Below are 25,266 nucleotides of genomic sequence, written 5' to 3'. Positions count from 1 at the left end.
TTCTGAAACTTTACTCTTTTCCGCTCTCAATTCGTCTCAAAGATCTCACAAAACGTTCCAAAACCCATTCTGCTGATTTACATCAATCTCTTACCGCTTTATTACTCTCGCCAGGGGTATCCCTTTACACAGCAATGTTAGTTTTGCCGGCGACCGGCAACTTTCACGAGAATGCCCTATCGCTGTAGGGTCACTTTTATAAAAACGAGCTTCTCTGCACTGCAGTCATACAGAGGCCAAAAACAGGTAAACCCAATGTCATCGCTCATTGTAGATAAGTGTTTTTACACACAGCTGGCATTGCATTCGCTCTTGCAACTTAACGGACAACACCAGAAAGATATTCTTTCGCTCAAGGACATCAACGAACTGCAAGCCACATGCAATTCCCTGACGCCTGAAATCATCTTTGTGAATGAAGATTGTTTTACGTCTGATGCGCCTTCCGGTCACGCCCTCAGGGCGGTGATCGACGCGCATCCCGGCACGCTTTTCTTTGTCTTTATCTCCAGAGAGAATCTCAATTATCAGAACTATGTGCCGATCCGCAAAAACATCATCATTTTGTCGAAATCTGTCAGGACGACCACGATTTATCAGCTGATCGCCCACAACCTGCAGCTCTCGCGTGCGGGTGAAACGGAACAATCACTGGATCTTACGCCGGTCAGCCTGAGCCGGACGGAATCGAGCATTCTGAAAATGTGGATGTCAGGACTGAATACGCAAATCATTTCCGAACATCTCAATATCAAACAGAAAACCGTGGCTTCACACAAAGGTAATATCAAACGTAAGGTGAAGACACAAAATAAACAGGCGATATATCATGTTGTTAAGCTCACCGACATCCTGACTTCCGGCATGTTTGTGGGGCGCGTCCAGCCATTACGTCCGGCGAGTGAACCGGATGAGTTCACTATCCCTTTCGGCTGAAAGCCTCCTCTCCTGTCCGCAGCCGGCAACATTCTTGCCTTACTGTGAACCTGATGGTTGGGTACACGACTGAAACACGCTAAACTTCGCAGTCGGAACCCTTATCAGTCATGCCGCAGTCAGGCGGGGCTGCTTACTATGCCGCAGCGCCTGCCCTTCGCAGAAAGCGCGCGGCCCGCAGAAAGAGGCTCAAAACAACGTGGCTCAATACGTATATTCCATGCATCGCCTCGGCAAAGTTGTTCCGCCGAAGCGTCATATTCTTAAGAACATCTCCCTGAGTTTCTTCCCTGGTGCCAAAATCGGTGTTCTGGGTCTGAACGGTTCAGGTAAATCCACCCTGCTGCGCATCATGGCCGGTATCGATACCGACATCGAAGGTGAAGCACGTCCTCAGCCTGATCTGAAAATCGGTTATCTGCCGCAGGAACCTCAGCTGAACATGGAACACACCGTGCGTGAGTCCGTGGAAGAAGCCGTTTCTGAAGTCGTCGGCGCGTTAAAACGTCTTGATGAAGTCTATGCGCTGTACGCAGAGCCGGAAGCTGATTTCGACAAACTGGCCGCTGAACAGGGCAGACTGGAAGAGATCATTCAGGCGCATGATGGCCATAACCTGAACAGCCAGCTTGAACGTGCTGCTGATGCACTGCGTCTGCCAGACTGGGATGCAAAAGTCGCCACGCTGTCCGGTGGTGAACGCCGCCGTGTGGCACTGTGCCGCCTGCTGCTGGAAAAACCAGACATGCTGCTTCTCGACGAACCGACCAACCACCTGGATGCAGAATCCGTGGCATGGCTGGAACGCTTCCTGCACGACTTCGAAGGTACCGTTGTGGCGATTACCCATGACCGTTACTTCCTCGATAACGTTGCCGGTTGGATCCTTGAGCTTGACCGCGGTGAAGGTATTCCGTGGGAAGGTAACTACTCCACCTGGCTGGAACAAAAAGATGAACGTCTGGCGCAGGAAGCTTCTTCTGAAGCGGCCCGTCGTAAGTCTATTGAGAAAGAGCTTGAGTGGGTTCGTCAGGGTGCAAAAGGCCGTCAGTCTAAAGGCAAGGCACGTCTGGCACGCTTTGAAGAGCTGAACAACACCGAATACCAGAAACGTAACGAAACCAACGAACTGTTCATTCCACCAGGTCCACGCCTGGGCGACAAAGTTGTCGAAGTGAAAAACCTGAGCAAGTCTTATGGTGATCGCGTTCTGATCGACGACCTGTCCTTCTCCGTGCCGAAAGGCGCTATCGTTGGCATTATCGGCCCGAACGGCGCCGGTAAATCAACCCTGTTCCGCATGATGTCGGGTCAGGAAGAAGCCAACGGCGGCACTATCGAGCTGGGCGATACCGTGAAACTGGCGTCTGTGGATCAGTTCCGTGATTCGATGGACAACAGCAAAACCGTGTGGGAAGAAGTATCCGGTGGTCAGGACATCATGCGCATCGGCACCACTGAAATGCCAAGCCGTGCTTACGTCGGCCGCTTCAACTTCAAAGGTGTCGATCAGGGCAAACGCGTAGGCGAGTTGTCCGGTGGTGAGCGTGGCCGTCTGCATCTGGCAAAACTGCTGCAGGTCGGCGGTAACATGTTGCTGCTCGATGAACCGACCAACGACCTCGACATCGAAACCCTGCGCGCACTGGAAAACGCCTTACTGGAGTTCCCGGGCTGCGCAATGGTCATTTCCCATGACCGCTGGTTCCTCGACCGTATCGCGACCCACATCCTCGATTATCAGGATGAAGGTAAAGTCGAATTCTTCGAAGGTAACTTCACCGAATACGAAGAATACAAAAAACGTACTTTAGGTGCCGAAGCGTTAGAGCCGAAGCGCATCAAGTACAAAAAGATGATCAAGTAATCGTCTTTATAAAATCGCTAAGGCCCGGAAACGGGCCTTTTTTATGGCTGTCATTCCCTGAAATTTATCCCGCCAGCGCCTCGCTGTAGCTCTTCGCAAAACCATACTCTTCCAGCATAAACGCAATGAAACAGGCCAGCGCCGGCGAATTCAGTTTCCGCCCCGGATAGACCAGATACAGATCATTGCCCTCGGCTTCCCATTCTGGCAACACGCGCACCAGCGTGCCATTTGCCACTTCGCCGTGACATAAAAAGGCCGGTAACAGCGTGATGCCTGCGCCCGCCAGCGCGCATTCCCGCGCATACAGCAGATTGTCGGTAGTATGCGCGGAAGGCAACAGCCAGCGGTGATAGGTTTCGCCATGATGCAACACCCATTCCGACCAAGCCCGGTGCGCAATGCAGTGATGTGATGCAAGCTGTTGCGGCGTTTCAATCGCCGGATGCTGCGCCAGATACGCCGGTGACGCCAGCAGATAACGCGGACTGTGCCCCAGTTCACGACCAATCAGCGAGGAATCCTGCGGTTTACCGGTACGCAGCGCGATATCAAAACCTTCCTGCACCAGATCCACCATCGCATCGGAAACTGACACTTCCAGCGACACGTCGGGATAGCGTTTCTGAAATTCAACATTCACCCGTGCCAGCAACGTTGCCCCCAGACCGGCGGGACTGGTGATCCGCAAACGTCCGCTCGGGTTATCGCGCAAACGGCGGATGGCCAGTTCAGCCCGTTCGCTGGCCTGCATCATTTCCTGACAGTGGATCAGATAGCGTTCTCCGGCAAAGGTCAGGTTCAGCTGCCGCGTCGTGCGGTTCAGCAACCGCAGGCCGATGGATTTCTCCAGCTGACTGATACGCTGACTGACGCTGGATTTGGGTAATCCGGCCCGGCTGGCAGCCTGCGTGAAGCTGCCGCATTCCGCCACCAGCGCAAAGAGCGCCATATCCTGCAACTGTTTAAACATGATTGTTCACCTCAGCCGAACACTTTGTTAGTTATTGTCCATCTTATCAGCTTACGTCATGACGACTAGACTGTCTGTATACCTAACGGAGGCAGAAAACATGACCATTAAAGCAATCGCAGTAAATCCAAAAGACCCGGCTCACTTTATCGCTGTTGAATTACCACAGCCTGTCGCGAAAGATTACGACCTGCTGGTGGAAGTGAAAGCGGTGTCGATCAATCCGGTCGATACCAAAGTGCACAAAGGCGTGCAGAAAAGCGGTCTGGATGCACCAAAAGTACTGGGCTGGGATGCCAGCGGTATCGTCAAATCCGTCGGCAGCGCAGTGAAAAATTTCAAAGCGGGTGATGAAGTCTGGTACGCCGGGGATATCACCCGTTCTGGCAGCAATGCAACGGAACAGCTGATCGACTCACGTATTGTGTCCGTCAAACCGAAAAGCCTGGACTGGGCACAGGCCGCTGCCATGCCACTGACCACGCTGACCGCATGGGAAGCACTGTTCGAGCATCTGAAAATTCAGGATGCCTCTGCGGATAAAACCCTGCTGATCATCGGCGGTGCCGGTGGCGTCGGATCACTGGCGATCCCGTTCGCGTCACTGCGCAGCAAAGTAAAAGTGATCGCAACGGCCTCCCGTCCGGCATCGGCACAATGGTGTCTGGATCGCGGTGCGGATCTGACTGTGAATTACAAAGATCTGAAAGGTGAACTGGCGAAGCACGATATCAAACAGGTGGATTTTATTCTGTGTCTGAACGACACCGACGGCCACTGGGAAGCCATTTCTGACCTGATCGCACCGATGGGCCACATCTGTACCATCGTTGAAAACGAACATCCGCTGGACATGAACAAGCTGAAGCTGAAAAGCGCCGCACTGCACTGGGAACTGATGTATACCCGCAGCATGTTCACCACACCGGATATTGCCGAACAGGGCGAGATCCTCAAACAAGTCGCCGCGCTGGTGGATGAAGGTAAAGTACAAACCACACTGAGCGAAACCCTTCACGGCCTGACCGTGGAAAGCATCGAAGCGGCCCACGCCAAAGTGCTCGACGGCCATATGCAGGGCAAAGTCGTCGTCTCTTTCTAAATACGCTGTCGCCTAAAAAAAGCCCCGTCACTTTCATACCGGGGCTTTTTCATTCACATATTTCCACTATTCGCCGTCGTCCACTTTCTGCCATTTAGCATCGGGGTCAAATGTCGTGATCGCTTTTGCCGCGGCATCAGTATTCTCGCCTAAATCCTGCTGATACACCTCGCCCTGCTGATTGATCATAAAACTGGTGACACCGGTATGACCGTACGCCGCCGGCCAGGCGATCAGCGCAAAACCTTTGGTCATCTTGCCATTTTCGATATAACTCAAGGCACCGCCGCTGGCATTCGCCCCCTGCGACGTCAGAATGCGATAGTAATAGCCGTGATAATCAGACCCCGCCTTCGCATCACCAAAGGCTGGCCCCAGCGGACTTGGCGCTTCGCCCTCTTTCACCGGCCAGTAAAGGCCATCGTGTTGTCCTTCAGTGCTGACAAAGCGCTGGGCATATTGCCCGGTAATCTGCTGATACTCGTGCTGGGCATCCGCATACGCTGACACGACCTGAATGGCAGAAAGCTCATTGCGACCAATCGTACGGGTTTCAATTTCAGCAGCACCGGCGGCCATATCAAATGACCAGCCCTGCGCCGTATGTTTCATCGGGATCGGCAACTGCCAGTTCTCCGGCCCGACATTCAGGTGAGCAATCTCACCCTGTTTGGCAATCTTGTGACTGATATTCCAGTCCCGCAGAAAGCGAGCAACCTCATCCGGATCCACACCTTTTGGCGGCAGATAGACCTGCCAGTCATTACCGAGAAGTTGTTCAAGTGACGCATCATCGTGTGCCTCAATGGCTTTGACCAGCGCCTGCGCGGCCAGCTCAGGGCTGGTAAATGTCTGCTGCGCGAAACCCGTTAAGGGCAGTAACAGCAGGCCTGCGGAAATCAAAATATTACGCAATCTCTTCATTACCTTTCCTCGTCAGTCTAGCGACGGTGTAAATGAGCTGGCTCTGCATTCGCAGGGCGTGACCGCTGGAAGTTCTGCATATGTTCGCGGCTCTGATTACCCCGCGATTGCTGCTGTTGCCACGACGGACTACGACTGGAATTGCCACTGAATGCTGTGCTGTGTGATGCATTCAGATTCTGTCGCTGATGCTGATTCAATTGCTGCGACGGCTGGCGGTTCGTATTGTGCTGAGACAACGACTGCTGATGCTGAGGCAACTGATGCCCCGTGACATTGTGTGTACCGGCACGTTCTGCGGCACTGGCTGCGGGGGCCGAACGCGGCAGATTTCGCTGCTGTGTATGCGCCTGCTTCTGCGGGGTGTTCTGATGCTGATTCATCACCGACGCGGCCTGCTGACGGCGCTGATCCAGATTCTGATTCTGCACACCGCCGCCGTTGTGTCCGACGGCATTATTGTTGCTGATACCACGCGTGTCGTTGTCGAAACCACGATAGTTATTACGCTGCGCCGCGTTATTCAGTGCGCGGTTTTGCGTCGCCCCGTTGAGGTTCGCAGTGCGGTTCGGCAAACCGGCGTTGTAGGCCGGATTATGCTGCCAGCCTGCGGTATTCGATGCGCCCGGATGATTTAGCCCGTTGTTGTTGTTGCCGGAGATACGGTTGTAATTATTAACGTTCACATTGACGTAATTATTCTGCGAACCGCCGTGATGCCCGTCATCGTGGTGATCGTCGTGATGATGATCGTCATCCCAGTCGATGCTGCCAAAGATCGCATACGTCGCTGCCACGCCGACACCAAATCCGATCCCCGATGCCATGCCGTTCACAAACTGTTGTCCCGGAGGCGGTGGCAGATATACCGGCGGATAGGCCGGTGTCGGCCAGGCACCGTAAACCACATTCGGGTTGTAACTCGGCACATACACTACCTGCGGATCCGCAGATTCAATCACAATGGTTTGCTGCGCCGGCGCACTTTTCACCACCGTTGTTGAAGCCGGTTTCGGTTTAACGGTCACCGTCTGCTGCGGCGTGCTTTTCAGCGCCCCGCTCTTTTGCGCCACTTCGCGAAATTTCTGCACAGTGTTCATCACGTCATCCGGTTGCGCCAGAAAAGCGTTCCCAAGATTCTGTACCCATGCCGGATCTTCACCCAGCAGCGCCAGCAGTTGCGGAAAAGCGACCAGCGATTTTACACTCGGATCCCAGGGTTCGTTCGCGACCTGAGTGACGGCGGCATCCCCCTGACTTTGCGGATGGTCACGCGACCATTGCACAGCCTGAATCACGTTAGTCGGATAAGTCGACGCCATCAGCACCTGCGAAAGCAGGCTGTCAGGATAAAGCGCGACTGGCGCGACCCATTGATCGAGCTGAGCTTGTGTAAATGCCGCAGGGGCAACGGATGCAGCAACAGGGGTTGCTGGTGGCGGCGGTGCGGCGGCGGGTGCAGGCACAGGCGCAGTCTGCGTCGTGGTTTCGGCCTGACTGCTGACCGGAAGCCAGCCTTGCATAAACATCACACTCGCCAGAGCAAATGCCCCCACGCCGCACAAGACTGCGATACCCCAGGGCTTGAATGATAAATTCATTCGGATCACCTTAGAAAGCCTCAGCGGGAATGAGAGGCATAATGAATGAGTATAATCGGAGAAATAAATCTCAACGGCCGCCACTTTATTTTTATTTCAGGTCAGATATTTACACATAAAATGCGTAATAAAATCCCTAAAAAAGGGGTATCACTCAATCCTATGAATAAAAAGAGAATTTTATTTTACAGCGTTACAAAATGAATTAATAAAATCACACAGAAAGATAATCAGATGAATTCATTAATAATTATATAAAATGCATTTTTAATTTATCATTCACCACATGAATGATAAATTAAAAAAAGCGCGTATCCCGGAGAATACACGCTCTTTATTTGTGCCCGGTCAGATAACAGGCGGCTCGTTTAACCGGCTGGTATCGGCTGCCAGCATGTTCTGCACCAGTTCCACACATTCGAGAAAACGCTGATCGTAATCTGAAGATTCAACATGTACGTAATCCACGTTGTTTTCTTTCAGCATCTCGATGAGCAAATTCTGGAAAGACATCCGGTCGGTGGTACTGCCTAAACTGCGCAGGCCGTCGGCCACCCACGGCGTGTTATTTTCCAGCAGGATCACCAGATCGAATTTGTATTCGTCCATCAGCGCCTGCACGAACGGATGTTCACGCCCCTCGTATTTTTTACAAAAGGCCTGAGTGGTCAGAAAATCGGTATCAATAAAGGCCACTTTATTGGCATATTTCACCGCGAAATCGATGTACTGCGCCTGACCCAACGCGATCTTGTCATAGTCAGAATACTGCAGCGCCATTTCATCGCCGCCCAGGTGCGAGAACACATAATCGCGGCCATATTCCCAGGCGCTGGTGGTATTAAAAATGTTAGCCAGCTTATTCACCAGCGTCGATTTCCCGCTGGATTCTCCGCCGAGGATCGCCACGGTCCGCACGAAGAATGGCTTCACTTCTGTCGGAATATAATCCCAGTAACGGAACGGATCATGACGGATCTGACGACCGCTGATATTCATAAACGAACGTTTCGGGTCGATCAGCACAGTCTCAATCCCGAGATGTTCGCGGTATTGCGGCGCATCAGCCTCTTCGCTGGAATAAATGGTATTGGGTTCAATGCCTTTCTGGCTCATGAACTCTTTAATGCCACGTCCCCAGACGTCCCAGCCATGCGGATAGGGTTCCATCCCCTCTTCGTTAAAGGCATGAATACGGATGTTTTTCTGGTATTTGAACGTCTGCAGTAACCAGCGCAGGCGGTCGCTGACCGTCGGCTGCTGGGACATGGAACTGTTTTCAAACAGCTCGCGATCGCGCGGCTCGTCATAGCCCATGATGATATGCAGTTCATCGACCTGGCTACAGGCGCGCTGGATCAGATAGATATGGCCGGTGTGCAGCGGATAAAACTTGCCGAACACCACGCCGATATTCTTTTCACGACGGGGAAACTCAAGATCGAGGAAGCGGTGCAAAGCCTCCAGCTTCTGAGCACTGGGACTTTTTATCTTTGCATTCAACAACTGGCTAAGATAACCCTTGGTCATCCCGCTGGCTTCGGCCACCTGTTGCAGCGTGCGTCCCTGTTGTTTTATCGCGGTTTTTAGATAGTCGAACTGTGACATGCCTTGTCCCCAGGTTTGCTGTACTAAACAAAATAGCTAAACAAAAAATAGCACAAAGGCAGCCCCGAATTACAGCGGAGAAAAGCTACAGCATAGAACAGTTACAAATCGTCGAGGATCGCCAGCGCATCAGCCAGCTTTTTGACGCCAAATACCTGCATACCCGCCGGGACTTTCTTCGGCACGTTGGCATGCGGCACAATCGCACGCTTAAAGCCGTGCTTTGCCGCTTCGGTAATACGTTCCTGACCGCTCGGCACCGGACGAATTTCACCTGCCAGCCCGACTTCACCGAAGACCACTAAATCCTGCGGCAACGGACGGTCACGCAGACTGGAGACAAGAGAGAGCAGCAGCGCCAGATCCGCGCTGGTTTCGGTGACTTTCACACCGCCAACTACGTTGACGAACACATCCTGATCCGCCATCTGCAAACCGCCGTGACGATGCAAGACCGCCAGTAAAATGGCTAGACGGTTTTGTTCAAGGCCAACCGCCACGCGACGCGGATTGCCCATCATCGACTGATCAACCAGCGCCTGCACCTCAACCAGCAACGGACGCGTTCCCTCCCACAGCACCATCACGGAACTGCCAGAGGTAATTTCATCACCACGGCTGAGGAAAATTGCTGAAGGATTGCTGACTTCGCGCAGCCCCTGCTCGGTCATGGCGAACACGCCCAGTTCGTTCACGGCACCAAAGCGGTTTTTATGGCTGCGCAACGTACGGAAACGCGAATCAGCATCACCGTCGAGCAGCACGGAACAGTCGATACAGTGCTCGAGCACTTTCGGCCCCGCCAGTGAACCATCTTTGGTCACATGGCCCACCATCACGATCGCCACGCCACGCGTTTTGGCGAAACGGGTCAGATACGCCGCCGTTTCACGGACCTGCGCAACCGTGCCCGGTGACGACTGGATATCCGCCATGTGCATCACCTGAATGGAGTCGATCACCATCAGTTTAGGCTGTTCAATATCTGCAATTTCGCAAATCTGTTCGATGCTGGTTTCCGACAACATATTCATATTGGCTGTCGGTAAACCCAGACGGTGCGCACGCATCGCCACCTGCTGCAAAGATTCTTCGCCGGTGACGTACAGGGTTTTCATGTTTTCGCTGAGATGACATAGAATTTGCAGCAGCAGCGTACTTTTACCTGCGCCTGGATTCCCCCCAATCAGGATCGCACTACCGGGCACCACGCCGCCGCCCAGCACGCGATCGAATTCTTTGAAACCGGTGCTGAAACGCGGAAGTTCATCAAGGCTGATATCGGAAAGTTTCTGCACACGACTGACGCCTGCATCACCGGCGTAACCGGTCAGACGCTCGTTACGCGCCACTGTCGGGGAAGCCGCCAAACGGATTTCAGTAATGCTGTTCCAGGCCTGACAGGCACTACACTGCCCTTGCCAGCGCGGATAATCTGCGCCACATTCATTACACACAAATGCACGTTTTGCTGCTTTTGCCACAACTTACCTCGATGATATTTATAAGAAATTTATAATGCCTGACTGCCGCTAAAAATACACAACACCCCAAGCAGATCCGCATGCCGGATACAAACTGAAGCCTGTTCATACACTTTGGGCTTTGCGTGATACGCAATGCCCAAACCGGCCACCGCCATCATTTTCAGGTCATTGGCGCCGTCGCCAATCGCAATGGTTTGTTCCTGAGGAATCCCCAGTTTTTCCGCCAGCTTCAGCAAGGTATCTGCTTTATATTGCGCATCGACGACAGGGCCAATCACACGCCCGGTCAGTTTGCCATCGCGTATTTCCAGCTCGTTCGCCGCGACATCAATCAGATTCAGCTTATCGCGCAGGTATTCGGCGTAATAGGTAAAGCCGCCGGAAGCAATTGCAACGTGCCACCCTGCTTCCTGTAAACGCTGGACCATCACGGTCAGTCCCGGCATCAGCGGCAGGGTTTCGCGCACCTGCTCAAGAATACCCGCGTCTGCATCTTTCAGGGTCGCCACGCGCTGGCGCAGGCTGGCGGAGAAATCCAGTTCGCCACGCATCGCACGCTCAGTGACTTCCGCCACCTGTTCACCGACGCCTGCCAGTTTGGCAATTTCGTCGATGCATTCAATCTCAATCGCGGTAGAATCCATGTCCATCACCAGCAGACCTGGCGTGCGCAGATAAGGCACTTTGCCAAGCTGGGTGACATCAAATTCGAAAGATTCCGCCAGCTGTTGCGCATCAGTCGTGAGTGAACCGGCAAGGCGCACAACCTGATAACCTTCCACCGCCCAGGCGCTGACAATCACCAGAGCACGACCTAACTGGCGCTGAAACTGCGTAATGCTCGTTTTATCGAGTTTTCTACCATAGAGCAGCCATCCGGTATGTCCGGCCCGGTAATCCAGCGGCATGACCTCGTCACCGCTCAATGAAAGGGGAAGTCCCGGCCATTGGTGGATCTCCGCAGGAAGATCGCAATAGGTCAGACTGTTTGGCATGATGGCTCCTGTAGGGCGTTATGGCATTAGGAAAACAAATATCACTATTTACCCAAAATCATTCGAGTTGCATCAAGGCAGCAACTGAATGAATCTCCGGGAGCTGACACAGGTCAGTGACCGGAGTGAATGAAGGCAGCCAACGCAGAGGCAGCTTGAAGGATGCAGGGTAAAATGAGGCATCAAGCTACCTTATCGTGACGTCTTCTGGCAACATAAAGTCTTCGAAAAACGCAAGGAAACAGAATGGCCAAGGCCAAACTCAAATTTCGCCTGCACCGCGCTGCTATCGTATTGATTAGCCTGGCGTTATTAGTCATTCTGATGCAAGGCGCATCCTATTTCAGTCTGGGACACCAACTGGCACGCTCGACGCAGGTGGAACAGCTTGCCCAGACGCTCGCCAAACAGGTGGCGTTTTCGCTCGCGCCGCTGATGGACAGCACTAATGATGGCGCCGATATCGCACAAATTTCCACTATTTTGAGCCAGCTTACCGACGGAAGCCGCATTCTTGATGCCAGCGTTTATGAGTCAGATGGCTCTCTGGTCGCCCATGCAGGCGAACAGGTGCCGGTACGCGACAGATTATCGCTCGATGGTAAACGCGCAGGCAGCTACTTCAATCATCAGATTGTGGTGCCTATTGAGGATAAAAACGGTCCGAGCGGATTTTTACGTATCACGCTGGATACGCACGTACTGGCGACTGAATCCAAGCAGGTAGATAACACCACCAATCTGTTACGTCTGATGATGCTCGCTGCGCTGGGTGTCGGTATTATTCTGGCCCGCACGCTGCTGCAAGGCCGTCGTTCGCGCTGGCAGCAATCGCCGTTCCTGCTGACCGCCAGCAAACCGCTCAAAGAAGATGACGAACAGGAAGATGAGCCGGACGAGTTCGGCCCGCCGCCGGTACTGAACATTCCTGAGCCGGAATCTGAGGTCGCACCGGCAAAACCGGCGACCGAAGCGCAAACCAAAGAAGCCGCACAGGCCGCTTACCGCAGCCTCAAAAGAAGCCGGCCGAAGTGAGTCAGGCCAGCCGCTGAATCGGCGATGTTAACTCTTCCACCTGCGCCAGCATTCCGCTGGCAAGGTGGCGGAATTCAACACTGATGGCCATGTCGCTTTCTACATTCCGCCAGAATTCGCTCGCCCATTTTTGCGCATTCAACCACTTTTCTTTTGACACCAAAGGATCAAGCGTCAAAGGCACAGTTTCACGGCGCATCGTCCCGGCGTTGGTCGGGGCAAAGGCCATCGGCAGCATGTCATACACTGGTGATATCGAAAGAGCCTGCTTTAAGGGATCAGTGGCAGGGTCGATAAACGACAGATTTCCCTGATGCATATCGCTGTTGGCGATCAGTTTTCCGAAGGCATAAATCTGCTCAATTCTTTCCAGCGTAGCTGAGGTGATCACCCGACTGCGGCGTAACTGCTGCGCGGTCAAAAACCAGTTGCTGTTGCCCCCGCCAAACTCAGCAGAGACGGCTTCCAGTGACACCAACCCGCGCCGTCCGCGCTCACCGACCCGGTCAAACCGTTCAACCTCGAGGAAAACCTCGCCCTTTCTTCCGATAAAGATATCGGCCATCGCAGCCGGAATGCCTGCCGCTTGCAAAACATGTAACGCATGGGCTTCAGAGCGCAATAAATCCCCCCAGCGACAGGCGTTTTCATTAATCGCCGGAGGAGAAAATTTTACCAGAACCTGCGAGGCGTCCCGGTCTTCATGTTCTGTATAGCAGCTGAATTTAGGCTGTTCACCGCCCGCAGATGATCCGATTTCTTCTCCTGCCAGACTTCTCTGCGCCAGCCTTTCGTAGACCTGAACTTTATCCTCACGGGGAACGGGAATATCTTCCGGCTTATGAAACCATTGGTGATAGGCGATTTCCCCAATAACAAAATTACCCACCGTTTCATCACCCGCTCTGGCTAAAGCCACCAACGTCTGGGATTCGGTCCATATTTTTATGTCATCAGAAAAATGCAGTGCGGCGTTAATATCACGTCCCCACGCACGGCCTAAAAAACCCTGGGGCCGCATATCGGTGATAAACCAGGGCAGACCGTCATAAATCAGCGACTGGCCGCTGGCTGTTTCTACCGCACAACTCTCACCCGGCCAGATGGAATACAAGGTTCCGGCTTTTTCGGCATTTCCGGCCTCATTAATCTGGTACAGAGGAAAGCTCCACTGGTTATCCAGAGGACGCGGCAAAATATAACGGGTCGAGCGACTTTTTCCGATTTTGATAATTTCAGGGACTCTGGCCAGCCGTCTGGAAAGCGTTGGCTGGGTGATTCGCAGACGTTCAGTGATCTCTTTCGCCGTCAGACTGCCCTGACGCAGTAAATCAACAAGTTCAGACATGAGCAGCTCAGTGATGAATAGAAAAATGCATAGCTAATAGCATAGCTGAATAGCAAGAATGTTGATATCAAGATATCTTGATATCAAAGAGATGAAGATATTGCGAAGTTAAAAATAGAGAAATTACCCCCTTAAAACGCATAGCAAAACGGGCGCCATCCGGCGCCCGTTTCAGTTACTGCAATATCTGCAGAATTTATTCTTTGTCGCCCAGCAGAACGGATTCCAGCGCGATTTCAATCATGTCGTTGAAGGTCGTCTGACGTTCAGCGGCAGTAGTTTGTTCGTGAGTACGGATATGGTCGGAAACGGTACAGATGGTCAGCGCTTTTGCACCGAATTCTGCTGCCACGCCGTAAATACCAGCGGCTTCCATTTCGACACCCAGAATGCCGTATTTTTCCATCACGTCGAACATCTGCGGGTCTGGTGTGTAGAACAGGTCAGCGGAGAAGATGTTACCCACGCGGGCATTGATGCCTTTGGCTTTCGCTGCATCAGCCGCGTTACGCACCATGTCGTAATCGGCGATAGCCGCGTAATCGTGGTCTTTGAATCGCATGCGGTTCACTTTGGAATCGGTGCAGGCACCCATACCGATCACGATATCGCGCAGTTTGATATCAGCACGCACAGCACCACAAGAACCCACGCGGATGATTTTTTTCACGCCGAATTCAGTGATCAATTCTTTGGCATAAATTGAGCAGGAAGGAATGCCCATGCCGTGACCCATAACAGAGATTTTGCGGCCTTTATAAGTGCCGGTGAAGCCCAACATGCCACGCACGTCGTTCACCTGCTTAACATCCTGAAGGAAAGTTTCCGCGATGTGCTTGGCGCGCAGCGGATCACCCGGCATCAGCACTACGTCAGCGAAGTCGCCCATTTCAGCATTAATGTGTGGAGTTGCCATCTTCTTATTCCTTAGTCAGCGAGGTGTCATATTCATGATAAAAAACGCGGCCAGTATAAGAGACTGGCCGCGTAAGAAAAGTATCAGAGCATTGATTTGCCGTAATCCATCGGTGTCAGATCGAAGTATTTAGCAACAGTCTGACCGATGTCCGCGAAGGTATCGCGGTGGCCCAATGAGCCCGGTTTCACTTTCGGGCCATAGATTAATACCGGAATGTGCTCACGGGTATGATCCGTGCCGCGCCAGGTCGGGTCACAACCGTGGTCAGCGGTGAAGATAATGATGTCGTCTTCTTTCACCAGCTCCAGCAGTTCCGGCATACGGCGGTCGAACAGTTCCAGCGCCGCAGCGTAGCCCGGCACATCACGGCGGTGGCCGTAAGAGGAGTCGAAATCAACAAAGTTGGTGAAGACGATGGTCTTGTCACCCGCTTCTTTCATCTCTTTGATTGTCGCGTCAAACAACGCATCCAGACCGGTGGCCTTCACTTTTTTAGTGATACCGACCTGCGCGTAGATATCGGCGATTTTACCGACAGACACCACGTGGCCGTCTTTTTCATCAACCAGTTTTTTCAGGATGGTCGGTGCCGGTGGCTCAACCGCTAAATCGTGACGGTTACCGGTACGCTCGAAGTTACCGGCTTTGTCACCGATGAACGGACGGGCAATCACACGGCCAATGTTGTATCCGCCTTCAGTCAGTTCTTCACGGGCGATTTCGCACAGTTCATACAGGCGATCCAGTCCGAAGGTTTCTTCGTGACAGGCAATCTGGAAGACGGAGTCAGCGGAAGTGTAGAAAATCGGCTTGCCGGTTTTCATGTGTTCTTCGCCCAAATCGTCCAGTACCACGGTACCGGAAGAGTGGCAGTTGCCGAGATAGCCCGGCAGATTGGCGCGTTCCACCAGTTTATCCAGCAGTTCCTGCGGGAAGCTGTTGGTGGTGTCGCTGAAATAACCCCAGTCGAAAAGAACAGGCACACCGGCGATTTCCCAGTGGCCTGACGGGGTGTCTTTGCCGGAAGACAATTCGCTGGCGTAAGCATACGCACCGGTAATTTCAGAATTACCGTCCATACCGTCAGGAATTTTACCGGTGGATTCTTCAGCGGCTTTCGCCAGCCCCAGACGGGTCAGGTTCGGCAGATTCAGGGGACCTTTACGGCCTTTGTCTGCATCGCCACGCGCACAGGCAGCCGCGATATGGCCCAATGTATCAGAACCAGCATCGCCAAAGCGCTCGGCATCTTCACTGGCACCGATACCGAATGAGTCTAACACCATGATAAATGTACGTTTCATTTTGCTCTCCTGCGAATGGTTACGCATTGGGTCACGCGGAACTGCCGCGCACCTGATCAATCTTAAATGGGGGCGATTTAGCCTGAAATCAAGCTTTGCCGCTGATACGGCGATAAACCACCGGCGTGCTTTCCGGCGCTTTGTCACTCAGTACAATCGCCGCCCGCACTTCCTGCGCCGCCTGTTGCCAGGCCGCTTCACTGTTCGCGTGGATCATCGCCAGTGGCTGACGGGTATCCACTTGCTGGCCGAGTTGCGCCATGTGGGTCAGACCAACGCTGTAGTCGATAGCATCGCTGGCACGGCGACGACCGCCACCCAGTGAAACGACCGCCATCCCCAGCGCGCGGGTATCCATTGCGCTGACAATGCCGTTGGTTTCAGCGTAAACCGGTTTGCTCAGCGTGGCCTGTTGCAGATAATTGTCGTAATTTTCGATGAAATCGGTCGGGCCTTTTTGCGCGGCAATCATGCGGCCAAAGACTTCCGCTGCTTTGCCGTTATCCAGCACTGCCTGCAACTGACTGCGGGCGTCGGCGTCATCTTTCGCCAGTCCGCCAGACAGCAGCATTTCAACGCACAGCGCCATCGTGACCTCCAGCAGACGCGGATTACGGTATTCGCCGGTCAGGAAACGCACGGCTTCACGCACTTCCACCGCATTACCGGCACTGGATGCCAGCACCTGATTCATGTCAGTCAGCAGCGCCGTGGTTTTACAACCCGCGCCATTCGCCACATCCACGATCGCCTGAGCCAGATCTTCGGACAGCTGATAAGTTGGCATAAATGCACCGGAACCGACTTTAACATCCATCACCAACGCATCCAGACCTTCGGCCAGTTTTTTGGCGAGGATCGAAGCAGTGATCAGCGGAATAGAGTCAACGGTTGCGGTGATATCGCGTGTCGCGTAGAAGCGTTTATCCGCCGGTGCCAGCGAGCTGGTCTGGCCGATAATAGCCACGCCGACGTCCTGAATGATGCTGCGGAAACGGCTGTCATCCGGGAAAATATCAAACCCAGGAATAGCTTCGAGTTTATCGAGCGTACCGCCGGTATGACCGAGGCCACGGCCTGAAATCATCGGGACATAGCCGCCGCATGCCGCCACCATCGGGCCTAGCATCAGGGAGGTCACATCACCTACACCGCCGGTCGAATGTTTGTCGACAATCGGACCGTTCAGATTGAGGCTTTTCCAGTCGAGCACGGTCCCTGAATCACGCATCGCCATGGTCAGCGAAACACGTTCTTTCATGGTCATGTCGTTGAAATAGATAGTCATTGCCAGTGCGGCAATTTGTCCTTCAGAAACCTGACTGTCACGAATACCATTAATAAAGAAACGAATTTCTTCGTCGCTTAAAGGCTGACCGTCACGTTTTTTACGAATAATTTCTTGTGCGAGAAACAAGGTATCCCCCTGCCTGAGCTGAACGCTAAATGTGAACGCCAGTACCGGACGCTGTAAAACAGCGCCACGGCACAGGCATAACAACAGTGATTAATAGCTGCTGGTGGCTTTCTGGCCAGCGTGACCCAATGTGGTCAGCAGGCTTGCCAGCAGGCTGGAAGCACCGAAACGGAAGTGACGTGCGTCAGCCCATTCACGGCCCAGCAGGCGGTCAGCCAGTGCCAGATATTGCGCAGCATCTTCAGCGGTTTTCACGCCACCGGCCGGTTTGAAACCAACGGCTTTGCCGACGCCCATTTCAGCAATCACGCTCATCATCAGTTCAGCGCTGTGCAAAGTGGCGTTTTCAGGCACTTTACCGGTAGAGGTTTTGATGAAGTCAGCGCCCGCTTTAATCGCGATCTCGGAGGCTTTGCGGATCAGCGCATCTTGCTTCAGTTCACCGGTTTCGATGATCACTTTCAGCAGAACGTTAGCGGCAGCACAGGCTTCTTTGCACTGTTTAACCATCTCAAAACCGATCTGCTCGTTACCGGCGATCAGTGCGCGGTACGGGAATACCACGTCAACTTCATCGGCACCGTAAGCGATCGCCGCGCGGGTTTCTGCCAGCGCAATATCAAGATCATCGTTACCGTGTGGGAAGTTAGTGACAGTCGCAATGCGGATATCAGGCGTACCTTGCTCACGCAGAGTTTTGCGGGCAACAGGAATAAAACGAGGATAAATACAGACAGCAGCGGTGTTACCTGCCGGGCTTTTCGCCTGGTGACAAAGCGCGATCACTTTTGCATCAGTATCGTCTTCGTTCAGGGTGGTTAAATCCATCAGGTTCAGCGCACGTTGCGCTGCGGCGGTTAAATCGGTCATATAACTCTCCAACAATTTTCAATTCCAGCGACCGGCCAGAACTGAGCATACAGTCATGAATTCGTTCCGGCGGAGTCCGACGGGAAATGAATTCTGCACGGTTGGCGAGCGGACTTGGTTCCTTGAAGATAGCGTGCGTAAGCAGCGTGTCGTGGCTTACGCGGCAACTGAGATCCTTCTCACCGCGCTTTGATTGGCTGACGCCAAGTCGTTGTGACTATTTGAACACGTCACATCAGGTTCCTGTGTGCAGTATTTCACACAAAATGAAAACCGTTTGCAACGTTGCTTAGTGAAATGAGATCTAAATCACATTTCACTGGCGTTATGCTCAGTATTTGGTCCAGATAAGAGTGTATACCCGATTCATGACAAACGGAGTGCGCACGGATATACAGCGATCACCGACCGGCGATCTTACGAGCAATGTTATAATAATAACATTTTAAAGAGAACATAAATTACATAGCCTGAAGAAACCCTTTTAAAGAAAAGCATGAAAGGTAAATGGGAATGTTATTTAAATCACAAAACCAGGAGGAGACGGATTACAAAGCGGATAAATTGAAGATACGACGGGTGTTGTCGAGCAATGCGGCGGCAATCTGTTCTGGGGTTTCACTGCGCAGGCTGCACAGTATGTCGAACACGTTAGCAGCACGCTCCGGACGATTGGGCTGGCCCTGAAAACCCTGCAACGGCATATCTGGTGCATCGGTTTCCAGAAGCAAAGAAGAAAGCGGTAATTGCGCCATCACATGACGGGTTTTCTGCGCGCGTTCATAACTGATAGTGCCGCCCACGCCTATCGCAAAACCCAGTTTGATAAACGCCTGCGCCTGCGAAAGACTGCCTGCAAAGCCATGTACCACGCCGGTAGCAGGCAATTTAGCCTGCCGTAACATTGCCGCCAGCTGATCGTGACTGCGCCGCGAATGCAGAATCACCGGCAGCATTTCACGCTTTGCCATGGCGAATTGCGCTTTGAGCACCCGCTGTTGTTGCTCAAATCGCGGCGTTTCCATGTATAAGTCCAGCCCGATTTCACCGACCGCCACCAGGTGCGGATCCCGGTGAGTTAGCAATGAATCCAGTAATTCCAGGCAACTGTCTTTGTGCTCGCTGATATAAAGGGGATGTAAACCCAGCGCCGCGTGCAGCTGCGGGAATTTTTTTGCCAGTGAGAGAATGCCGCGGAATCGATCTGACGTAACCGACGGAACGATGATATGCCGGACGCCCGCTTCTCCGGCGAGACGCAAACTTTCGGCTTCCGCGCCGGTAAACGGCGGAAAATCGAAATGGCAGTGCGTATCGACGAAGGTATGACTCACAACTTATCACCCTCACTGGCGGGATAGGTTTCTGATGCACCGTTTTCTACCGGTGGCATATCAGATGCCACGCGTTTCGGCTGCGGATCATGAACCACGTTGTCTTTAAAGGCGGCCGGACGCACAACGCCGCCGTCGGCGACCATATCCGTCAGCACGGCGGGATCCAAAATGATCTGCTCCACCGTGCTGGCTGAAGCAGCCAGCGGGATCACGTTTTCCGGTTCGTCCTGAGGTATGACAACCCGCTGAGGGCGACGTGTCACGCGGGGTTCGATATGCGGATAAGGCCGTTCATTTTCACGCGGCAACAGCCAGTGCGCCGCAGCTGACAGGAAATAACGCCCGCAGCGGCGCCCAAGATGGTAATCCTGATTCAGCGCGGGCAGGCGACTGCCGAGCGCGTGGCTGGCTAAAGGTTTTGGCGGGAAGATTTCAAAAATACGCACATCGTCCGGCGGATTCTCGATGAACTGCTGGATGCGGTGATAGCTTTCTTCGTGATGCTGCATCATGCGCACCAGCTGTTGCAGGCTGCTTTCGCTCAGCCATTGCTCCATGCGTTTCATCCATTGCGGCGTATAGAACATCGCCGAAGGAACGGTGCGGATCACCACGATCGTATCGGCGCCACGGCGATAAGCTTCCTCAACCGGGATCGCATCGCTGATACCGCCGTCCTGATAACTCACGCCATCAAGATCGACGCCCATACGGTAAAAGCCCGGAATGGCGCTGGAGGCTTTGATCACCGGCAGCCAGTTATCGCGCGTCGGAGCAAAGTAATTCGCTGAATAATCATCACTGCGGCAGGCGCACATCAGAAACTCACGCCCGTCGATCAGCAGCTTTTCAGCGGTTTCCATCGCCAGCGGCATGTTTTTAGCCGTTTGTTCCACCAGCCAGTCGAGATCGATAAGGTGCCCGCCGCGCACAAAACGCAGAGGATTGAAAAAGTCGGGGCTGGTGGTATAGCGGGTAATGACTCTTCTGGCATAACCAGGTTGTCCGCAGACAAAAGCAGAGAGATTTTGTGCGCCGGCAGACGTGCCCAGATATAAATCAAAGGGATTAAAGCGCGCGCGTTGAAACTCATCCAGCACACCAGCTGTAAAAATGCCCCGCTGTCCGCCGCCTTCGCACACCAGTGCTATTTTGCCGGGTGTATACGGTTTATACGCCAGTGGTTCTATGTTCCCCAGCGTGACAGGTATTCTGTATCCCAACGGGCTATCCTCACAAAATCGGCCTCACTCAGCGGCCTTCATTTCTGAGCATACCTTGTCTGACTGATTTACGTGAAATTCTTGCCAAATTTCAGCGATAAAATCGTTACGTCCTGTTAACAGCCAGATCGCACATAAAAAGAATCGCCCCCTTCATTGAAGGGGGCGATGTCATTCATTAACACTTTTTGGCATCAAATCATTGATGCGGTCAGAGTCGTTTACGACCGGTAAACAGGCTGACCAGGAACAGAATGATACCGACTACGAAGACGATTTTTGCAGCCCAGGCAGCTGTACCCGCCAAACCACCGAAACCGAGAGCCGCCGCGATTAACGCGATGATTAGAAAAATAATGCCCCAACGAAACATAAGCTTCTCCTTTATACCCTATTTTCACTTTGCCAGTTTAAAAGGTGGTGCCCCGCTTCGGGCCGGACTCACTGTTAAACATCTGCCTTTTGATAATTTATCTCCCGACCGTGTGCCGGGAACAAAAACTTCTTACTTAATAAAGGTAGTCGAAAAATTAAAGTGTTAGAGCTTACGACACGATATTTTTCCGAAATCAGGCAAATCTTATCCGTCCCGAATATTCAGCGGGCAACACAAATATTGTTATGCGTTATTCAAAATATGAGGCGCCCGCCCGTGAGAAGGCGCCTAGTACTTCAGGTCTTGTACTACAGGTCTTGTACTACAGGTAGAGCAGAATATCGTTACGGTGCGACTTTCAGGTCATTTTTGACGCTTTTCACGCCATCAACGGTTTTCGCAACGCTTTCAGCACGGTCAGACTGTGCCTGGTCTTTCACTGCACCGGAAAGCTGTACTACGCCGTCGGTGGTTTCAACTTTTACATTACGTGAAGGGACAATGTCATCGGCCAGCAGTTTTGCTTTCACAGACGCTGTTGTTGCGCTGTCGCCCGCATAGCCTTTCACGCTCTGGTCTTTGCTGTCTTTAGTGTGCAGTTTGTCACTGACAGATTTCACACCTTCAACTTTAGTTGCGGCAGCAACCGCCTGCTCAGCTTCAGCCTGTGAACCAACGAAACCGCTCAGCGTAACAACGCCTGCATTGGTGGTCACGGAAATGTCGCTGCTTTTGATGGCTTTATCATCCACCAGTGCACTTTTTACTTTCGCTGTGATGGCGCTGTCGCCCATGTAGTTATCAACTTTCTTCATGGAGCTATCGATTTTTGCACCTGCGCTATCTGTAGTCGTCGCAGCCAGAGCGCTGCCGCTCATCAGTGCGGTACCCAGTACTACGGCCATCATGGAATAGGCAAATTTAGAGTTTTTCATCGATTTCTTCCTTTCGGTTTATAAGCCTTGATTTCGGCTCTGTACGTCACATTCTTGGTGACGCCTTCTAACAAATTGTATTGCTGCTGTTTTTACTGTCCTTGTAGCAGAGTACATCGTTTTATTCTGGCTTTTAATTGCCTCGCGATATAACTCTCTGTTGAGTGACTTTAATGTAGTGCTTTAAGCCACCATTTCCTGAACACACATTTAATATAGTCAAGAATGATCAAATGTGTAGGAAGATCGTCGAATAGGGACCCTAATGCAGACAAGTCCGAAGGTTTCCCCCTAAATTTGCACAAAATATCGGCATAGTGATAGGAAATATCTGGAGGCGGACACGCTTCAGATAAAAAAATGGCTCCTGTAAAAGGAGCCATTTGGCATTATTGGGTTAAAAATTTGCTTTAAAAATCAGACTTTGGTTTTAGATTACTGCTTGTCCCATGCATCCTGCCAGTTAGTACCGGTAGCTGGTGCATAAGCCCAGGCCGCCTGACCACACCAGCCAGAGTATGGGAAAGGTTTGCACTGATAGATGCTGCCATCACTGCCTAATACCTTAGTACCCGCCACGTATTTCTCGCTGCTTTCCGGGTAAACATAGTCGTAACCTGCCGCCGCCGCTTTAGCTTTTACCAGAACCGTGGTGGTCGCGGTATCCGTTAAACCGGTGTTATCGGTCACGGTCACGTCAACAGTGAAGCGTGTATCAACGGTCACTTGTGGTGCATTAATGACTTCAGTATTGGATGCTGCACCCTGAGCCGGTGCGACTGGCAATCCAGCCGGATTAGTCCACTGATAATGCAAATCAGCAGCCTGCGTATCCGGATCGGTCACTTTAGCTGTCAGTGTCAGCGATTCACCTGAAGTCACGGTATACGTGGATTCAAGGGTAACGGACGGTGCGACAGGTTTAGAGGCATCAATCACATTCACGCTGGTTTGCGCCGTGGTGCTGCCTTCGCTGTCACTCACGGTCAGAGAGAAGGTGTACACCGCATTGGTCACCGGTTGCGCCACGCTGAATGTCGCTTTAGCTGAATTGCTGTTTTGCAGCGTCACTGCCGGGCCGGAAACTTGTTTCCACTGATAAGTCAGGCTGTCGCCGTCTTTATCGGTACTGGCCGAGCCATCCAGTGTAATCACGCCGATGCCGTTAACTTGCTGAGCCATACCCGCATTCGCGACCGGTGGCGTATTGGTTGCTACCGGTGCGACTGAACCGCTGGTGATTGGCGCAAAGATTTGGCTGTAAGCATAGAGCGGAGCCTGTTCCGGTGTCATACCACTGTGTTCTGCGGAAACTTGCCCAGAAACACCCGGCTGATCGCGAGCCATAGACCATGCACCAATCATACCCAGGCCATAATCTTTCGCCTGCTGGTAAACGAGACGGGCATCAGAAAGATAGAACACTTCGCCCTGCACGTCGTTATAGCCAATCATCGGGGTCGTACCCAGCATGGCGTAAACCTGCGCCGCGCTCTTCTCAGGGTATAAACCTTTCACCTGAGCAAACAGATTGTCGATAGCCGACGTCGCACATTTGCCATGGATATTCTGGCCTTCAGTGTTGGCTGACTGGCATTGAATGTTGCCGTAGTCCATCGCCATCACGTTTACACCAGTAAGCACCACGCCCTGATCTTTGGCATCCTGCAACACTTCCATCCCTTCATGGGTCAGACCGGTTGGCAGAACAGGCAAGGTATACCAGATACCGATGTGACGGCCTTCGGCAGCCCAACGATCCTGCACCAATTTGACGGCAGCATTGCGACGCTGGATAGATTCTTTATCCGCCAGCCAGTTGCCTTCGATATCGAAATCAAGCACCTGAAGATTAAGGTTCTCAACGATATCGTAATAATGCTGGGCCAGATCATTCACGTTATTACAGGCAGCAGCCAGTGGTGCATTGTTCGCGCCGCCGATCGATACCATGATATCGCCGCCCGCTTCGCGCAATGCTTTGATTTTGCTGTATTGTGCATAGTTGGTGACGCTGTAAGCAGTGCCCCACGTCGGTACACAGGTATTAGCATCTTTAGCGACCATAAAGGCCATGGTGAAGTGGTTAACGTTCTGGTTTTTCGCCAGACCTACCAGGTCAGGTTGCATGTTTAAGGTAAAATCGACATATGGCGCATAGAACTGGGCAGGCCATGGATTCTTCGGCGTACCCACTCGCTCTTTGGTGCCGCTCCAGTCCATATAAACAGCCCATGGTGTTACATCGTCTGGTTTCACTTTCTGAACGATGACAGCAGACTGATAATTCTTGCCGTTATATTTCACCAATGAATTAGCAGGATATAAGGTATTAATATCCAACGTTGGCGCGTTATCAATTTGATCCTGAGAATAGGTTTGAACCGGACCTAACGGTTTCCACGGATGGCCGTTATTTCCCTCAGGGTTTTGATTGGCTGCCAGAGACGGATCATTATTAACGGTGTAGAACAGAGCTTCATACATCACACCGTCTTTCTGAACTTTATCACCCTGATTATAGGTTGTGCTGCTGCTCCAGACCGGCGTCGGTGCATAAGCTACCCACGGGTTATTTTCTGCTGGTGCGAAACTGTGTGCAGGCGTTGCTTTAGACGTTTTGTACGTCATGCCATTTGCCAGGACAATATCACCGGCTAAATAATCACGGCTGCTGTCATAATTGACATAATTATTCTGGGTACCGTCACCGGCGATCTCACAAACTGTCGGGTTGCCATACTGGCTCATTTCAGTCGCGGATGCGTCGCGTACTTTACGCCACGGGTTGGCACCCTGATCTTGTTCAGCCGTGCCCGGGCAATTGGTGGCACCGACCCACCAGGCGTTAGAGTAAACGCCGCCGTCGAAGATAACTTCATAGGTGTCGCCGCCTTCCTGTCCATTCCACGCTTCAAGCGCAAAGGCGCTGGCAGAGGCCATCGTCAGACCGGCAACACACAACATCTGTGTGATTTTATTCATTTTCATAACTTACATTCCTTATAT

General features: G+C 52.5%; 20 protein-coding genes. 4 read left to right on the top strand and 16 right to left on the bottom strand.

Annotation, left to right across the window (positions count from 1 at the left end; translation table 11 throughout):
* Positions 1-255: 255 nt before the first annotated feature.
* The gene (gene rcsA, locus EC840_RS19240) at positions 256-936 is read left to right on the top strand and encodes a transcriptional regulator RcsA (RefSeq protein ID WP_112288877.1); all 681 of its coding nucleotides are present in this window, start codon (positions 256-258) and stop codon (positions 934-936) included.
* Positions 937-1,135: 199 nt separating this feature from the next.
* Positions 1,136-2,803 carry an energy-dependent translational throttle protein EttA gene (gene ettA / locus EC840_RS19235; RefSeq protein WP_112288878.1) on the top strand — a complete coding sequence of 556 codons (1,668 nt, stop codon included), beginning with the start codon at positions 1,136-1,138 and terminating at the stop codon, positions 2,801-2,803.
* 64 nt (positions 2,804-2,867) lie between these two features.
* On the opposite strand, the gene EC840_RS19230 is transcribed toward ettA, so the two are convergent.
* On the bottom strand, positions 2,868-3,776 hold the full coding sequence (locus EC840_RS19230) for a LysR family transcriptional regulator (RefSeq protein WP_112288879.1): 909 nt from the start codon (positions 3,774-3,776) through the stop codon (positions 2,868-2,870).
* Positions 3,777-3,876: 100 nt separating this feature from the next.
* On the opposite strand from EC840_RS19230, the gene EC840_RS19225 reads away from it, so the two are divergent.
* A complete protein-coding gene (locus tag EC840_RS19225; protein ID WP_132966643.1) occupies positions 3,877-4,878 on the top strand; it encodes a zinc-binding alcohol dehydrogenase family protein in 1,002 nt (333 codons plus the stop codon).
* A 66-nt stretch (positions 4,879-4,944) separates the two neighbouring features.
* On the opposite strand, the gene EC840_RS19220 is transcribed toward EC840_RS19225, so the two are convergent.
* The 5 genes from EC840_RS19220 to serB all read right to left on the bottom strand — a co-directional run bounded on the left by EC840_RS19220 (position 4,945) and on the right by serB (position 11,493).
* Positions 4,945-5,802 carry a DUF2950 domain-containing protein gene (locus EC840_RS19220; protein WP_129639687.1) on the bottom strand — a complete coding sequence of 286 codons (858 nt, stop codon included), beginning with the start codon at positions 5,800-5,802 and terminating at the stop codon, positions 4,945-4,947.
* A gap of 17 nt (positions 5,803-5,819) precedes the next feature.
* Entirely contained in the window at positions 5,820-7,403 is a 1,584-nt protein-coding gene (locus tag EC840_RS19215; protein ID WP_132966641.1) for a DUF3300 domain-containing protein, read from the bottom strand.
* Between the two features lie 348 nt (positions 7,404-7,751).
* The gene (nadR, locus tag EC840_RS19210) at positions 7,752-9,011 is read right to left on the bottom strand and encodes a multifunctional transcriptional regulator/nicotinamide-nucleotide adenylyltransferase/ribosylnicotinamide kinase NadR (protein WP_112289022.1); all 1,260 of its coding nucleotides are present in this window, start codon (positions 9,009-9,011) and stop codon (positions 7,752-7,754) included.
* A 101-nt stretch (positions 9,012-9,112) separates the two neighbouring features.
* Positions 9,113-10,495 carry a DNA repair protein RadA gene (gene radA / locus EC840_RS19205; protein WP_113876300.1) on the bottom strand — a complete coding sequence of 461 codons (1,383 nt, stop codon included), beginning with the start codon at positions 10,493-10,495 and terminating at the stop codon, positions 9,113-9,115.
* Between the two features lie 29 nt (positions 10,496-10,524).
* A complete protein-coding gene (serB, locus tag EC840_RS19200) occupies positions 10,525-11,493 on the bottom strand; it encodes a phosphoserine phosphatase (protein ID WP_113876299.1) in 969 nt (322 codons plus the stop codon).
* 246 nt (positions 11,494-11,739) lie between these two features.
* Between serB and EC840_RS19195 the strand changes: the two genes are divergently transcribed.
* A complete protein-coding gene (locus EC840_RS19195) occupies positions 11,740-12,528 on the top strand; it encodes a YtjB family periplasmic protein (protein ID WP_112289025.1) in 789 nt (262 codons plus the stop codon).
* Position 12,529: 1 nt separating this feature from the next.
* Here EC840_RS19195 and yjjJ read toward each other — a convergent pair whose 3' ends face one another.
* From yjjJ to EC840_RS25690, 10 genes are all read right to left on the bottom strand, one after another.
* Positions 12,530-13,876, bottom strand: coding sequence for a type II toxin-antitoxin system HipA family toxin YjjJ (gene yjjJ / locus EC840_RS19190; protein ID WP_132966639.1), 1,347 nt, complete (start codon positions 13,874-13,876; stop codon positions 12,530-12,532).
* 196 nt (positions 13,877-14,072) lie between these two features.
* On the bottom strand, positions 14,073-14,792 hold the full coding sequence (deoD, locus tag EC840_RS19185) for a purine-nucleoside phosphorylase (protein WP_013577098.1): 720 nt from the start codon (positions 14,790-14,792) through the stop codon (positions 14,073-14,075).
* An 83-nt stretch (positions 14,793-14,875) separates the two neighbouring features.
* Positions 14,876-16,099, bottom strand: coding sequence for a phosphopentomutase (gene deoB, locus EC840_RS19180; RefSeq protein WP_112289027.1), 1,224 nt, complete (start codon positions 16,097-16,099; stop codon positions 14,876-14,878).
* Between the two features lie 88 nt (positions 16,100-16,187).
* The gene (deoA, locus tag EC840_RS19175) at positions 16,188-17,516 is read right to left on the bottom strand and encodes a thymidine phosphorylase (protein WP_112289028.1); all 1,329 of its coding nucleotides are present in this window, start codon (positions 17,514-17,516) and stop codon (positions 16,188-16,190) included.
* A 90-nt stretch (positions 17,517-17,606) separates the two neighbouring features.
* A complete protein-coding gene (deoC, locus tag EC840_RS19170; RefSeq protein WP_112289029.1) occupies positions 17,607-18,386 on the bottom strand; it encodes a deoxyribose-phosphate aldolase in 780 nt (259 codons plus the stop codon).
* A 548-nt stretch (positions 18,387-18,934) separates the two neighbouring features.
* Positions 18,935-19,720 carry a TatD family hydrolase gene (locus EC840_RS19165; protein ID WP_132966637.1) on the bottom strand — a complete coding sequence of 262 codons (786 nt, stop codon included), beginning with the start codon at positions 19,718-19,720 and terminating at the stop codon, positions 18,935-18,937.
* A complete protein-coding gene (locus EC840_RS19160; protein ID WP_129639683.1) occupies positions 19,717-20,946 on the bottom strand; it encodes a patatin family protein in 1,230 nt (409 codons plus the stop codon). The genes EC840_RS19165 and EC840_RS19160 overlap by 4 nt, the downstream gene beginning before the upstream one ends.
* A gap of 211 nt (positions 20,947-21,157) precedes the next feature.
* A complete protein-coding gene (locus EC840_RS19155) occupies positions 21,158-21,319 on the bottom strand; it encodes a DUF1328 domain-containing protein (protein WP_013577105.1) in 162 nt (53 codons plus the stop codon).
* A 347-nt stretch (positions 21,320-21,666) separates the two neighbouring features.
* Positions 21,667-22,257 carry a molecular chaperone OsmY gene (gene osmY / locus EC840_RS19150; protein WP_112289032.1) on the bottom strand — a complete coding sequence of 197 codons (591 nt, stop codon included), beginning with the start codon at positions 22,255-22,257 and terminating at the stop codon, positions 21,667-21,669.
* Between the two features lie 435 nt (positions 22,258-22,692).
* Entirely contained in the window at positions 22,693-25,248 is a 2,556-nt protein-coding gene (locus EC840_RS25690; protein ID WP_132966635.1) for a glycosyl hydrolase family 18 protein, read from the bottom strand.
* Positions 25,249-25,266: the final 18 nt, after the last annotated feature.

It is taken from the genome of Rahnella sp. JUb53 (assembly GCF_004346065.1).
GTDB lineage: Bacteria > Pseudomonadota > Gammaproteobacteria > Enterobacterales > Enterobacteriaceae > Rahnella > Rahnella variigena.
Note: the sequence above shows the minus strand (reverse complement) of the source record. Positions and strands in the feature narration are given on the sequence as shown.